The organism is Arthrobacter sp. THG-b23 (genome assembly GCF_059091265.1).
This window is the reverse complement of the sequence record NZ_JBNHGM010000003.1, coordinates 63,713-77,896: the sequence shown is the minus strand read 5'-3', so window position 1 is coordinate 77,896 and position 14,184 is coordinate 63,713. Positions and strand designations below refer to the sequence as shown.

Below are 14,184 nucleotides of genomic sequence, written 5' to 3'. Positions count from 1 at the left end.
CATGCGCCAGCAGCACCAGGACAGCATCGCCCGTGTGGACCACGACGGCGATGCCGGCCGGGCTGCCCGGACGGCGGTCGGTTGCGTCGGCGTGGTCATCGGGGTGCCGGAGCCCATGGCCAGTGAGCTGGAGAGCTGGCGGGCGTCGTTCGGTGACCCGTTGGCCTCGGTGATACCGCCGCACATCACCCTGGTCACCACCACCCCGGTGCTTGACTGGGACGAAGCCGTGAATCACGTCCGGGCGGTGGCCCGTTCGCAGTCCCCGTTCACCCTCTCCCTGCGCGGCACGGGCAGTTTCCGCCCGGTTTCGCCCGTGGTCTACCTGAGCATCGACGAGGGGTTTGACGAGTGCGTCGAGCTGCACCGGAAACTCCAGGCCGGGCCGCTGGAACGCGAACTCGAGTTCGGCTTCCACCCGCACGTGACCGTGGCCCACGACGTCAGCGAAGCCAGCATGGACTCGGCCGAAAGCAAGCTCGCGGATTATGACGCCGCATTCCGGGTCAGTAGCATGGGGCTCTACGAGCACGACGAGACCGGCGTGTGGATACTACGGGAAGAGTTGACCTTTGGCGCCGGACGCGCGGGAGCAGACTGAGGCAGCGCCGGATCCGCTGGAACGGCAGCAACTGTTACTCGCCGCGCTGAGACAGCGCAGGGAGGCAGGCCGCGCCAAGCGCGAAGAAGGCACCCTGAAAAGCCTGATGGCCGCGGCCCAGTACAGGCTCGCGAAGATCAACTCCTGGCGCCTGATGCGGGTCATGAATCTCTACGCCCTGAGGCATGGGCCGTTGCTGGCGGCCGGGTGTGCCTACAAAATGTTCTTCTCCGTAGCGGCGATGCTGGTGGCCGGTTTCTCCATCCTCGGCTTGGTGGCCGCCGGCAATCGCGACCTGCAGATGGCCATCATTCAGGTGGTAAACGATTTCATCCCGGGACTGATCGACACCGGGGACGGAGGCCTGGCCTCACCCCAAGAGCTCTTCTCGCAGGGCGAGGCTTTCGGGGTCAGCCTGATCATCTCCACCGCCGTCATGATCTGGACCTCGCTGGGCTGGATCGCCGGGCTGCGCACGGGGATGCGGGGCATCTTTGACCTGCCGCCGCTGGCCACGAACATCGTCCTGGTCAAGCTCAAGGACAGCGGCACGCTGCTGATCGTGGCCGTGGCCTTGATCGTGACGTCGCTCGTCGCGGCCATAGCCAATACCGCGCTGGACCTGATCGTGGAATTGCTCCGTATCGAAGGCGATGTCGTGGTTCCGCTGACCCGGATCGCCGGCATCGTGGTCATGCTGTTGCTGGATACGGCGGTTGCCGTGGTCCTTTTCCGCGTGGCGTCGGGGATCCGGATGCCACGCTGGGTGATGCTCCAGTCCGCCTTGCTCGCCGGCGTCGGCAGTACCGTGCTCAGGTACTTCTCTTCGACACTCCTGGGCAACGTGGGCAGCAACCCGCTGCTGGCTCCTTTCGCTGTCATCCTGGGCCTGTTCGTGTGGTTCTACCTGCTCAGCCAGGTCTACCTGGTCGCCACCGCCTGGGGAGCGGTCGGTAAGGCGGACGCGCTGGCCAGGCAGGCGGCCGGGGGAGGCCGATCGCTGCGGCAGCGGGCCTGGGGGCTGCGCCGGCGGAGGGCCCTGCAGGAACCTTAAACGCCGATGGCGCCGACTCCCGGAGGGGAATCGGCGCCACCTGGCCCGCGCAGTCCCGGAAGGACCGCCCGGGTTGGCTAGACGGAGCGCTGCAGGATGGCCTGGCGGACCTCGGTGATCGCCTTGGTCACCTGGATGCCGCGGGGGCAGGCCTCGGTGCAGTTGAAGGTAGTGCGGCAGCGCCACACGCCTTCCTTGTCGTTGAGGACCTCCAGACGCATGTCGCCGGCATCATCGCGCGAGTCGAAGATGAAGCGGTGCGCGTTCACGATCGCTGCCGGTCCGAAGTACTGGCCGTCGGTCCAGAACACCGGGCAGGAGGAGGTGCAGGCGGCGCAGAGGATGCACTTCGTGGTGTCGTCGAACCGTTCCCGGTCCTCCTGCGACTGCAGCCGCTCGCGGGTCGGCGCGTGGCCGCTATTGATCAGGAACGGCATGATCTCGCGGTAGGACTGGAAGAACGGCTCCATGTCCACGATCAGGTCCTTCTCCACCGGCAGGCCCTTGATCGGCTCCACCGTGATGGGCTTGGCCGTGTCCAGGTCCTTCAGCAGGGTCTTGCAGGCCAGGCGGTTGCGGCCGTTGATGCGCATCGCATCGGAGCCGCAGACGCCGTGGGCGCAGGACCGCCGGAAGGATACGGAACCGTCATGCTCCCACTTGACCTTGTGCAGGGCATCCAGCACACGGTCCGTGCCGTACATGGTGAGCTTGAACTCGTCCCAGCGGGCCTCCTCGGAGACTTCCGGATCGTAGCGGCGAACCTTCAGCGTGATGTCGAAGCTGGGGATTTCGCCGCCGCCGCCGACCCCGGGAGCCAGCTCGACCTTGGACGGTCCTTCGGGAATTTCGGTCGCGGTGCTCATTAGTACTTCCTCACCATCGGTTCGTAGCGCGTGAATACTACGGGTTTGGTATCCATGCGGATGCCGGCCGTCTGATCGGTCACGGCGTCGACGTCCAGGTAGCACATCGAGTGCTTCATGAAGTTCTCGTCGTCGCGGTCCGGGTAGTCCTCGCGGAAGTGTCCGCCGCGGGACTCCGTGCGGTGCAGGGCCGCCACGGTCATCACCTGGGCCATGTCCAGCAGGAAGCCGAGTTCCACGGCCTCCAGCAGGTCCAGGTTGAAACGCTTGCCCTTGTCTTGGACGCTGATGTTCTTGTAGCGCTCGCGCAGCGAAGCGATCACGTTCAGTGCCTCGGTCAGGGACTTCTCGTCGCGGAACACCTGCACGTTGGCGTCCATGATGTCCTGCAGTTCCTTGCGGATCTGGGCGACCCGCTCGGTACCGGTGCCGCCGCGCACCGTCTCGAGCAGCTCCATCGTGTACAGCTCCGGGTTCTCCGGCAGCTCGACGAAGTCCGCAGTCTTGGCATACTCGGCGGCGTTGATGCCGGAGCGCTTGCCGAAGACGTTGATGTCCAGCAGGGAGTTGGTCCCCAGCCGGTTGGAGCCGTGGACGGAGACGCAGGCTACCTCGCCCGCGGCGTACAGGCCCGGCACAACGGTGTCGTTGTCCTGCAGGACCTCGGCCTTGATGTTGGTGGGGATGCCACCCATGGCGTAGTGGGCGGTGGGGAACACGGGCACCGGCTCGGTGTAGGGCTCGACGCCGAGGTAGGTGCGCGCAAACTCCGTGATGTCCGGCAGCTTCGCGTCAATGTGCGCCGGCTCCAGGTGGGTCAGGTCCAGCAGCACGTAGTCCTTGTTCGGACCGCAGCCGCGGCCTTCACGGACCTCAAGGGCCATGGAGCGGGCCACAATGTCGCGGGGCGCCAGGTCCTTGATGGTGGGGGCGTAGCGTTCCATGAAGCGCTCACCGTCGGCGTTGCGGAGGATTCCGCCTTCGCCGCGGGCGGCCTCGGAGAGCAGGATGCCCAGCCCGGCCAGGCCGGTCGGGTGGAACTGGACGAACTCCATGTCTTCCAGCGGGAGGCCGCGGCGGAACGCGATGCCCATGCCGTCGCCGGTGAGGGTGTGCGCGTTGGAGGTGGTCTTGAAGACCTTGCCCACGCCGCCCGAGGCGAAGATGACGGACTTCGCCTGGAAGACGTGGAGCTCGCCGGAGGCCAGGTCATAGCTGACGACGCCGGCGACGCGCTTCTGCTTGTAGGGGGTGCCGTCGGCGCGGGTGGCGTCTTCCTCGACCAGCAGCAGGTCCAGCACGTAGTACTCGTTGTAGAACTCGACGTTGTGCTTGACGCAGTTTTGGTAGAGGGTCTGCAGGATCATGTGTCCGGTGCGGTCCGCGGCGTAGCAGGCGCGGCGAACCGGGGCCTTGCCGTGGTCGCGGGTGTGCCCGCCGAAGCGGCGCTGGTCGATCTTGCCCTCGGGCGTCCGGTTGAACGGCAGGCCCATCTTTTCCAGGTCCAGCACCGCGTCGATGGCTTCCTTCGCCATCACCTCGGCGGCATCCTGGTCAACCAGGTAGTCGCCGCCCTTGATCGTGTCAAAGGTGTGCCATTCCCAGTTGTCCTCTTCGACGTTCGCCAACGCGGCGCACATGCCGCCCTGGGCCGCGCCGGTGTGGGAACGGGTGGGGTACAGCTTGGTCAGTACTGCGGTGTGCGCGCGCTGGCCTGATTCGATCGCGGCGCGCATACCGGCGCCACCGGCACCGACAATGACGACGTCGTACTTATGGACCTGCATACTGGATGCTCTTTCTGTTGAAACTGGGATTTCTTCGCCGCGTGGGGGTCACGACGGGGCAACGGCGCCGCGGTCTGTCGCGGGGACGGTTAGGGTGCCGGGCAGAACGACGGCAGCAGCTCGGCGGTGGCGTTGGCCGGGCACGGATCGAAGGTGAAGATCACCAGGGTGCCGAGCACGATGATGACGGCAGAGGCTACGTACAGGACCATCTTGAACCAGAAGCGGGTGCTGTCCTTTTCCGCGTAGTCCTCGATGATGGTGCGCACGCCGTTGGTGCCGTGCAACATGGCCAGCCACAGCATGGCCAGGTCCCAGATCTGCCAGAACGGATCGGCCCACTTGCCGGCCACGAAGCCGAAGTTGATGGCGTGGACGCCTTCGCCCACCATCAGGTTGACGAACAGGTGGCCAAAGACAAGCACGACCAGAATGAGGCCGGAGAGCCGCATGAACAGCCATGCGTACAGTTCGAAGTTGCCCTTGCGGCCCTTGTTGCGCAGGTATTCGGGAGCGATGCGGGCGCTGCGGGGAGCCTGGATTTCAGAGTTGACCGACATGAGTTAGTGACCCCCGGTGAAAGCGAGCGTGAGGTGGCGGATGAGGAACGGAACCATGACGACGACCCACAGGCCGACGACGCCCCACAGAAGCTTGGCCTGGTACTTGGGGCCCTTCTTCCAGAAGTCGATGAGGATGACGCGAAGGCCGTTAAAGGCGTGGTAGACGATGGCCGCTACCAGGCCGGCTTCCAAGATGGCCATGATCGGGTTCTTGTACGTTGCCATGACGGCGTCATAGGCGCCGGGCGATACCCGGACCAGTGCGGTATCCAGCACGTGTACCAAGAGAAAGAAAAAGATTGCGACGCCCGTGATGCGGTGTCCTACCCAAGACCACATGCCTTCACGGCCGCGGTATAAGGTCCCAGCTGGTGTCTTCGACACTGAATTACCCTCCCTGCATCGCAGAGGCGCAGCGTGGCTTCCACGCAAGAGTTGACGCCGGTGCGAGAGCGCTCTATAGCTCAAGACTAATCTAGGCTTCGCTGAGGGCTTATTCAATTTAGCTACAGCGGGGTGTGACCTTTTTAACAGCCCGGGCACATCGGTCGCTGCAGGGGCTGATTGCGCGGGCCCGCGGCCACACCGGATGCTGGACCGTGACCCGGCGGCGGATTTCGGTGTTTTGGCGCCGGCAAACGACCCCCGGCGGCAAAAATCGACCCGCGGGATGAAGGCGGCACCCACGTTGCTGGATTACCGTGGAGAGGGTGAACACTCAAGCAGCAGGCCGGGGCGCGGCCGATGATGATGCCGTGCTGGATCGTTTTTATGCAGTGATTCCGGCGGGCGGGACCGGGACGCGGTTGTGGCCGTTGTCCCGGGCGGCGGCGCCGAAGTTCTTGCACGACCTGACCGGTTCCGGGTCCACACTGATCCGCGCCACCTACGCCCGCCTGGAGCCGTTGTGCCAGGGGCGGACCCTTGTAGTGACCGGGAAGGTGCACCGCCAGGCAGTGTGCGCACAGTTGCCCGAGCTGCAGGATGCGAACCTGGTGCTGGAACCGGAGCCGAAGGACTCGGCGGCAGCGATCGGGCTGGCCGCGGCGATCCTGCACCGGCGGGATCCGCGGATCATCATGGGCTCCTTTGCCGCGGACCAGGTGATCACCCCTGTGGAGGACTTCCAGCAGGCGGTCCGCGAGGCGGTGCACACCGCGGCCGAGGGCTACATCGTCACGATCGGGATCACGCCGACCCATCCGGCCACCGGGTTCGGGTACATCCGCTCCGCCGGGGCGCTGCAAATCCCGGGCGCGCCGACCGCGCAGGCGGTGGCCGAGTTCGTGGAGAAACCCGACGAGCAGGTGGCCCGCGGCTATCTGGAGACGGGGGAATATTCCTGGAACGCCGGCATGTTCGTGGCCCCGGTGGACCTGCTGCTGAAGCACCTTGAGACCAACGAACCCGAACTCTTTGCCGGACTGACCGAGATCGCCGAGGCCTGGGACACCCCGGCCCGCGGCGCGGTGATGCGCAGGATCTGGCCGGACCTGCCCAAGACGGCGATCGACTACGCGGTGGCCGAACCCGCGGCGGCCGCCGGGGACGTGGCGATGATCCCCGGTTCCTTCTCCTGGGACGATGTGGGCGACTTCGCCGCCATCGGACGGCTGAACACCGCCAGCGAAACCTCCGGGCTCACGGTGCTCGGTGAAGGGGCGAGGGTCTTCGCGGAGTCGGCCACCGGCGTCGTGGTCTCCGACACCAAACGCGTGATCGCGCTGATCGGCATCGACGACGTCGTCGTGGTCGACACCCCGGACGCGCTGCTGGTGACCACCAAGGAACACGCGCAGAAGGTGAAGTCCACGGTGGAACAGCTCAGGGCCAGCGGCGACACCGACGTCCTCTGAGGCGCGCCGCACCCGGCGGACTGCCGGCGGAAGCCCGGTGCACCGCCACCGGCGTCGACGGTCCTCGGTGGGCCGGCGCTCAAGTCGATAGAGTGCAGGTGTGCAGAAGATTTCAGAAACACCGCTGGCCAACCTCAATATCGGCGTCTGGGCATCGCCACTGCTGGACGAACTACGGCGGTTCCGGCAGGACCTGCACCAGCATCCCGAGCTGTCGCACAAGGAATTCCTCACCACGCGGAAGCTGGCCGAGCGTCTGACGGCCGCAGGACTGGAACCCCAGCTGCTGGACGGCACCGGGCTGTTCGTCGACATCGGGGAGGGTCCGCTGGCCATCGGCCTGCGCGCCGACATCGACGCCTTGCCGATCATGGAAGAAACCGGCCTCGACTACGCTTCGGTCAACACCGGCATCAGCCACGCCTGCGGACACGACATCCACACCACGGTGATGCTCGGCGTCGCGCTGGTCCTGCGCAAACTGGATCTGGAAGGGGAACTGTCCGCCCGCGTGCGGGTCATCTTCCAGCCGGCCGAGGAAACCATGCCCGGCGGCGCGCTGGCCGTCATCGAGCAGGGCGTGCTGGAAGGGCTGCCGCGGATCCTGGCCCTGCACTGCGATCCGCGGATCGACGTCGGACTGGTCGGCACCCGGATCGGAGCCATCACCTCCGCCTCGGACACCATACGTATTGAACTGCGCGGACGCGGCGGGCACACTTCGCGCCCGCACCTGACGGAGGACCTGGTGTTCGCGCTGGCCGAGATTGCCGTCAGCGTCCCGGCGGTCATCAACCGGCGGATCGATGTCCGCAGCGCCGTCTCACTCGTGTGGGGGCAAATCCAGGCGGGCGCCGCCCCCAACGCCATCCCTGCTGTCGGTTACATGGCCGGAACCATGCGCTGCCTGGACGGGGAAGCCTGGCAGGCCGCCGGTGAGCTGGTGGACGAAGTGGTCAACCAGGTGGCCGCACCGTTCGGCGTGGACGTCAAGCTCGAACACATCCGCGGCGTGCCTCCTGTCATCAACACCGAACGGGAAACCACGCTGCTCGAAGCGGCGGCCCGGAGCGAGTTGGGGGAGGACGCGGTGACTCTGACACCGCAGTCGATGGGTGGGGAAGACTTCGCCTGGATGACCCAGGAAGTGCCCGGCGCCATGATGCGGCTGGGCACCCGGACCCCGGGCGGGGAAACCTTCGACCTGCACCGCGGCGACTACGTTCCGGACGAGCACGCCATCGGCGTGGGCGTGCGCGTCATGGCCAAGGCGGCCCTGCTGGCCGCCCGGCGTCACCGCGACACGGCAGCGGTTGCTACCGAAAAGTAACAACTTTTCAACAATCTTCGTGCGCGTGTCGCGGATGCTTCGCCGGTGGGGCGCGCGGGAACTACTGTAGGGTCATCAACTGTGCACCTGCAGGACAGGTGCTGTGCCACGCGGAGTACAAGTCAACGCCGCACTTCCTGTGAAGCGACCATTGAACTGTGGCGAGGCAGACATTCTTTTATGGAGGAACATTGAAGACTTCACTGCGCAAGATCAAGCGCGGCACCGGCCTCTCCGCCGCGGTGCTGGGCGCGTCCGCACTCGTTCTGGCCGGTTGCGGCGCACCGCCGGCCCAAGAGGGCGGCGCCAGCGGCAGCCCGGCAGCGGAAGGCACCGACTACCTGGGCTGCATCGTCTCCGACTCCGGTGGATTCGACGACCGTTCGTTCAACCAGTCGAGCTACGAAGGCCTGAAGATGGCCGAAGAAGAGCTGGGCATCAAGATCCGCGAGGCCGAGTCCCAGGCCGAGACCGATTTCGGTCCCAACGTGGATGCCATGGTGCAGGCCAACTGCAACATGGTCCTCACGGTCGGCTTCCTGCTGGGCGACGTGACCAAGGAAGCAGCGGCGGCCAATCCCGAGACCAATTTCGCGATCGTCGACTACAACGACCCGGAATTCAGCGACAACGTCAAGCCGATCATCTACGACACGGCGCAGGCGGCGTTCCTGGCCGGCTACGTTGCGGCCGCAACCAGCGAGACCGGCAAGGTGGCCACCTACGGCGGCATGAACATCCCCACCGTCACCATCTTCATGGACGGCTTCGCCGACGGCGTGGACTACTACAACGAGCAGAAGGACGCCAACGTCGAACTGCTGGGCTGGAACAAGGAAGCCCAGAACGGCACGTTCGTCGGCAACTTCGAGGATCAGGGCAAGGGCAAGACCAACACCCTGAACTTCATCAACGAGGGCGCCGACATCATCATGCCGGTGGCGGGCCCGGTGGGCCTGGGCACGTTGGACGCCGTGCTCGAAGCCAACGCCGACGGCAAGGACGCCAAGGTTGTTTGGGTCGACTCCGACGGCTACGAGACCGCCGGCAAGGCTGAGGAATTCATCCTCACCTCGGTGATGAAGCTGATGGGCAACGCGGTCGAGGAAGTCGTCAGGACCGACGCCGAGGGCAACTTCGACAGCACCCCCTACGTCGGGACCTTGGAGAACGGCGGCGTGGCACTGGCCCCGTTCCACGACCTCGACGCAGCGGTTTCCGATGAGACCAAGGCGGAACTGGAGACCATCAAGGAGTCGATCATCTCGGGCGAGATCAAGGTCGAATCCAAGGCCAGCCCGCAGCAGTAAGCACGCAGCGGACCGCCGCTCTCCGTACCGCACGCCGGTGCCGAGGGTGGCGGTTCGCGCTGTAAGCGGCCGAACCGGTTTAGGCTAGGCACAGCGTCCGGGGCAGCAACACCGCCCGTCACCGCGCCGCTGGATGAGGACCGTCGTACCTACGGACAAAGAACAGGTGGGTTGGGGTTTGAAACTCGAGCTCAAGGGAATCACCAAGCGATTCGGCTCCCTGATCGCCAACGACCACATTGACCTGGTGGTGCAGCCGGGACAGGTGCACAGCCTGCTGGGTGAAAACGGCGCCGGGAAATCCACGCTGATGAACGTCCTCTACGGGCTCTATGAGCCGACCGAAGGACAGATCCTGGTCGACGACAAGCCCGTCACCTTCAACGGCCCCGGGGATGCCATGGCGGCCGGCATCGGCATGGTGCACCAGCACTTCATGCTCGTTCCGGTGTTCACCGTGGCAGAGAACGTGGCGCTGGGCAATGAAGCGACCAAGGCTGGCGGCCAGCTCAACCTGGATGAGACCCGGGCCCGGATCAGGGAGATCTCCGACCAGTACGGCTTCGAAGTGGATCCCGATGCGGTGGTCGAGGACCTGCCGGTGGGGGTGCAGCAGCGCGTCGAGATCATCAAGGCCTTGGTCCGTGACGCCGAAGTGCTGATCCTGGACGAGCCGACCGCTGTCCTGACGCCCAAGGAAACGGATGAGCTGCTGGGCATCATGGGCCAGCTCAAGGCCGACGGCAAGGCCATCGTCTTCATCTCGCACAAGCTGCGCGAAGTCAAGGCAGTTTCCGACATCATCACCGTCATTCGCCGGGGCAAGGTCATCGGCGACGCACCGCCCTCGGCCTCCACGACCGAATTGGCAGAAATGATGGTGGGCCGCGCCGTCAGCCTGACCCTGGACAAGGAACCGGCCCGGCCGGGCGAGGAAACATTCACCGTCGAGAACCTCACGGTGCGTTCGGCGACGGGCCAGCGCGTGGTGGACGGCATCAGTTTCGCGATCGCGCGCGGCGAGATCCTTGCGGTGGCCGGCGTCCAGGGCAACGGGCAGACGGAACTGACCGAGGCGATCCTGGGGCTGCAGGACCATGTGTCCGGCTCCATCAGGCTCGAAGGCCGCGAACTGGTGGGGCGCAAGGTCAAGGACATCATCGAGGCCGGCGTCGGCTTCGTCCCGGAGGACCGCAGCGTCGAGGGCCTGGTGGGGACCTTCTCCGTGGCCGAAAACCTCATCCTCAACCGCTACGACCAGCCGCCCTTCGCCCGCGGCCTGGCCATGAAGCCCGCCTTGGTCGCCCAGAATGCCGAGCAATACATCGAGGAGTTCGACGTCCGCACCCAGTCTGCGGCGGCGGCGGCCGGTACGCTCTCCGGCGGGAACCAGCAAAAGGTGGTCATGGCCCGGGAGCTGTCCAGGCCGTTGAAGCTCTTCATCGCTTCGCAGCCGACCCGCGGCGTGGACGTAGGCTCCATCGAATTCCTGCACAAGCGGATCGTCGCCGAGCGCGACGTCGGCACGCCGGTGATGATCGTTTCCACCGAACTGGACGAGGTGCTGGAACTTGCCGACCGGATTGCCGTGCTCTATCAGGGCCGGCTGATGGGCATCGTCCCCGCCGGTACCTCGCGCGGCGAGCTGGGCCTGATGATGGCCGGCATGAGCGCCGAGGAAGCACAGGCACACCGGACGGATGCCGAGGTACAGCAGACAGACGCCGAAGGAGGCGAGGAATGAGCGCGGACGAGTCCCGCAAGCACGGGAAGCGGTCGAAACACGCGGGCAAGCCCGCGGCGGAGGGCGACGAGCAGCGGCTCGAGGCAGCTGCCGCCCTCGGCGACGGCACCCAGGCGCCGCCGGCCGTCCTGCCCACGGGGGAGAGCCTGCACCCCGAATTGCGGGCGCATCAGACCATCATGCAGCGGATCGTCTCCGGAAACGCGCTGGTGGCTGTCCTCGCCATTGTGCTATCCCTGATCGCCGGCGGCATCCTGATCGCGTTGACGAACGAGGAAGTGGCCCGGACCTCCAGCTACTTCTTCGCCCGGCCGCAGGACATGCTGGCTGCCGGCTGGACGGCCGCCGCCAACGCCTACGCCGCGCTGTTCCAGGGCTCAATCTTCAACTTCGAGGGCTCCACGTTCGCCCGGATGATCTACCCGCTGACCCAGACGCTGACCGTGGCAACGCCGCTCATCTGCGCGGGCCTGGGCGTGGCGCTGGCGTTCCGCGCGGGACTGTTCAACATCGGGGCGCAGGGCCAGATCATCATCGGTGCCACCCTGGCCGCCTGGGTCGGTTTCAGCTGGCACCTTCCGGTGGGCCTGCACCTGCTCCTGGTCATCATCGCCGGCATCATCGGCGGCGCATTGTGGGGCGGCCTCGTCGGCCTGCTGAAGGCCAAGACCGGTGCCCACGAAGTGATCCTGTCGATCATGCTCAACTACGTGGCCATCAACCTGGTGCTGTACTTGCTGACCATGCCCGCGTTCCAGCGTCCCGGCTCCACCAACCCGATCAGCCCCCAGCTGGATGCCACGGCCATGTATCCGCCGCTCTTCGGCGACACCTTCCGGCTGCACTGGGGCTTCGTGGTAGCCATTCTGGCCACCGTTTTTTGCTGGTGGCTGCTCAACCGCTCCACCATTGGCTTCGAGCTGCGGGCCGTGGGCTCCAACCCGCACGCTGCCCGCACCGCAGGCATCAGCGTCACCAAGGGCTACGTCGTGGTGATGGTGCTGGCGGGCGCACTCGCCGGCCTGGCCGGCGTCGCGCAGGTGGCCGGCACCGAACGCGTGCTGACCGCGGGCGTCGCGGCCAGTTTCGGGTTCGACGCCATCACCGTGGCACTGCTGGGACGTTCGACGCCGTGGGGCACGTTTGCGGCCGGCCTGCTGTTTGGCGCCTTCCGCGCCGGCGGCGTGACCATGCAGACCAACACCGGCACCGGCATCGACATTGTCCTGGTGGTCCAGTCCATGATCGTGCTGTTCATCGCGGCTCCGCCGCTCGTGCGCGCGATCTTCCGGCTCCCCGAGCCGGGCAAACTGACGGCAAAACCCCGTAAGACCGCAAGCGCCGGAGGTGCAGCATGAGCACGGCTACCGTCACCGCCCCGCAGCAAAGCCCCACCGCCGCGGACACCGTGCGGAACTGGAAGACGCCGGTCATCCTGGCCGTCCTGGCCTTCGCGTCCATCCTGGTTTTCGCGATCGGGGCACCGGACAACTCGGTGACCTTCCGGCTGTCGGATCCCAACGACCCGGTGGTGCTGCCCTCGGTCGTGCTCTCGGCGGTCGTCACCGGCTGGGTCACCGCCGTCCTGATGCTGGCCGGCGCCGTCTGGTCGTTCATGCTGGTCCGGTCCGGGCGGAAGGTCCCCGGCTGGCTGGTGGCCGTCTTTGCCGTACTGTTCGTGGTCGGATTCCTGACCTGGGTGGTGGGCAGCGCCCGGACCCCCAACGTGGCCCTCTACGGCCTGCTGGCCGGTTCGGTCACTTTGGCCGTGCCGCTGATCTTCGGTTCCCTCTCCGGCGTGCTGTGCGAACGCTCCGGCGTCGTCAACATTGCCATCGAAGGGCAGCTGCTGTTCGGTGCCTTCTCCGCCGCGGTCGCCGGATCGCTCTCCGGCAACGCGTTTATCGGCCTGGCCGCCGCGGCCGTCGGCGGCGTGCTGGTCTCGGCGGTACTGGCGGTGTTCAGCATCAAGTACATCGTCAACCAGGTGATCGTCGGGGTGGTGCTCAACGTGCTGGTTTCCGGCCTGACAGGTTTCCTGTTCTCCACCGTCCTCTCGGCCGATTCGGCCACCTGGAACTCTCCGCCGCGGCTGCCGATCATCAGCATTCCGGTGCTGTCCGACATCCCGATCATCGGCCCCATCCTGTTCGAGCAGTCGGTGGTCGGCTACCTGATGTACGTCGCGGTGGCCGTGATCTACTTCGGCCTGTTCCACACCAAGTGGGGCCTGCGCACCCGTGCCGTCGGCGAACACCCCAAGGCGGCGGACACCCTGGGCGTGAAGGTCAACCGGATGCGGTTCATGAACGTGCTGCTGGCCGGCGTCGTCGCCGGTTTCGGCGGTGCCTTCTTCACCCTGGTCCTTGTTTCCAGCTTCGGCCGCGACATGACCGCCGGGCAGGGCTACATCGCCCTGGCGGCGCTGATCTTCGGCCGCTGGAACCCGCTGTACGCGTTCTTCGCGGCGCTGCTCTTCGGCTTCGCGACGAACCTCCAGTACGTGCTCAGCGCCCTGGGTTCCACGGTGCCGAACCAGTTCCTGGCCATGCTGCCCTATGTGGTGACCATCTTCGCCGTCGCCGGCCTGGTGGGCCGCGCCCGACCCCCGGCCGCCAGCGGCGTGCCGTACATCAAGGGCTGACCGTGGAACCAACGACGGCCCGACCCGTGGACTGGCACGCCCTCCAGCAGGCCGCGGAGGCCGCCATGCGGCTGGCTTACGTACCGTATTCGGGCTTCCCGGTCGGTGCCGCCGCACTCACCGACGACGGCCGGATTGTCTCCGGCTGCAACGTGGAAAACGCCTCCTACGGCCTGACCTTGTGCGCCGAATGTTCGCTGGTGAGCCAGCTGAACATGACGGGCGGGGGAAAACTGGCCGCGTTCAGCTGCGTGGACGGGGAGGGCAACGCCCTGATGCCGTGCGGCCGGTGCCGTCAGCTGTTGTACGAGTTTCGCGCGCCCGGCATGCTGCTGATGACGCCGGCCGGCCTCAAGACCATGGACGAGGTGCTGCCGGACGCCTTCGGCCCGCAGCACCTGGCCTGACGGCCGGAACGCATCACGTAAG

13 protein-coding genes are annotated in these 14,184 nt (G+C 66.2%); 9 read left to right on the top strand and 4 right to left on the bottom strand.

What is annotated here, in order from left to right; translation table 11 throughout:
* Position 1: 1 nt before the first annotated feature.
* Both AC5RVD_RS07195 and AC5RVD_RS07190 read left to right on the top strand, forming a co-directional pair.
* Complete coding sequence (locus tag AC5RVD_RS07195; RefSeq protein ID WP_494126502.1) at positions 2 to 601, top strand: 2'-5' RNA ligase family protein; 600 nt, start codon at positions 2 to 4, stop codon at positions 599 to 601.
* Positions 573 to 1,655 carry a YihY/virulence factor BrkB family protein gene (locus tag AC5RVD_RS07190; RefSeq protein ID WP_494126501.1) on the top strand — a complete coding sequence of 361 codons (1,083 nt, stop codon included), beginning with the start codon at positions 573 to 575 and terminating at the stop codon, positions 1,653 to 1,655. The genes AC5RVD_RS07195 and AC5RVD_RS07190 overlap by 29 nt, the downstream gene beginning before the upstream one ends.
* Positions 1,656 to 1,732: 77 nt before the next feature.
* Here the strand turns inward: AC5RVD_RS07190 and AC5RVD_RS07185 are convergent, their stop codons facing one another.
* The 4 genes from AC5RVD_RS07185 to sdhC form a co-directional block, all read right to left on the bottom strand.
* Positions 1,733 to 2,521 (bottom strand): succinate dehydrogenase iron-sulfur subunit, encoded by a 789-nt coding sequence (locus AC5RVD_RS07185; protein ID WP_494113120.1) that lies wholly within the window; start codon positions 2,519 to 2,521, stop codon positions 1,733 to 1,735.
* Positions 2,521 to 4,308 (bottom strand): succinate dehydrogenase flavoprotein subunit, encoded by a 1,788-nt coding sequence (gene sdhA, locus AC5RVD_RS07180; RefSeq protein ID WP_493978599.1) that lies wholly within the window; start codon positions 4,306 to 4,308, stop codon positions 2,521 to 2,523. Before sdhA ends, AC5RVD_RS07185 begins: the two co-directional genes overlap by 1 nt.
* Positions 4,309 to 4,397: 89 nt before the next feature.
* Entirely contained in the window at positions 4,398 to 4,868 is a 471-nt protein-coding gene (locus tag AC5RVD_RS07175) for a succinate dehydrogenase hydrophobic membrane anchor subunit (RefSeq protein WP_494113119.1), read from the bottom strand.
* Between the two features lie 3 nt (positions 4,869 to 4,871).
* Entirely contained in the window at positions 4,872 to 5,255 is a 384-nt protein-coding gene (gene sdhC, locus AC5RVD_RS07170) for a succinate dehydrogenase, cytochrome b556 subunit (protein ID WP_493987889.1), read from the bottom strand.
* Positions 5,256 to 5,581: 326 nt separating this feature from the next.
* Between sdhC and AC5RVD_RS07165 the strand changes: the two genes are divergently transcribed.
* From AC5RVD_RS07165 to AC5RVD_RS07135, 7 genes are all read left to right on the top strand, one after another.
* Positions 5,582 to 6,727: a mannose-1-phosphate guanylyltransferase gene (locus AC5RVD_RS07165; protein WP_494113118.1), complete on the top strand. Its 1,146-nt coding sequence runs from the start codon at positions 5,582 to 5,584 to the stop codon at positions 6,725 to 6,727.
* Between the two features lie 100 nt (positions 6,728 to 6,827).
* Positions 6,828 to 8,057, top strand: coding sequence for an amidohydrolase (locus tag AC5RVD_RS07160; protein ID WP_494108108.1), 1,230 nt, complete (start codon positions 6,828 to 6,830; stop codon positions 8,055 to 8,057).
* Positions 8,058 to 8,248: 191 nt separating this feature from the next.
* The gene (locus AC5RVD_RS07155; RefSeq protein ID WP_494113117.1) at positions 8,249 to 9,367 is read left to right on the top strand and encodes a BMP family lipoprotein; all 1,119 of its coding nucleotides are present in this window, start codon (positions 8,249 to 8,251) and stop codon (positions 9,365 to 9,367) included.
* Positions 9,368 to 9,545: 178 nt separating this feature from the next.
* Positions 9,546 to 11,111, top strand: coding sequence for an ABC transporter ATP-binding protein (locus AC5RVD_RS07150; protein ID WP_494126737.1), 1,566 nt, complete (start codon positions 9,546 to 9,548; stop codon positions 11,109 to 11,111).
* A complete protein-coding gene (locus AC5RVD_RS07145) occupies positions 11,108 to 12,469 on the top strand; it encodes an ABC transporter permease (protein ID WP_494113116.1) in 1,362 nt (453 codons plus the stop codon). The genes AC5RVD_RS07150 and AC5RVD_RS07145 overlap by 4 nt, the downstream gene beginning before the upstream one ends.
* Positions 12,466 to 13,755: an ABC transporter permease gene (locus AC5RVD_RS07140; protein WP_494113115.1), complete on the top strand. Its 1,290-nt coding sequence runs from the start codon at positions 12,466 to 12,468 to the stop codon at positions 13,753 to 13,755. The genes AC5RVD_RS07145 and AC5RVD_RS07140 overlap by 4 nt, the downstream gene beginning before the upstream one ends.
* Positions 13,756 to 13,757: 2 nt before the next feature.
* Positions 13,758 to 14,162 (top strand): cytidine deaminase, encoded by a 405-nt coding sequence (locus tag AC5RVD_RS07135; protein WP_494122708.1) that lies wholly within the window; start codon positions 13,758 to 13,760, stop codon positions 14,160 to 14,162.
* The last annotated feature ends 22 nt before the right edge of the window (positions 14,163 to 14,184 follow it).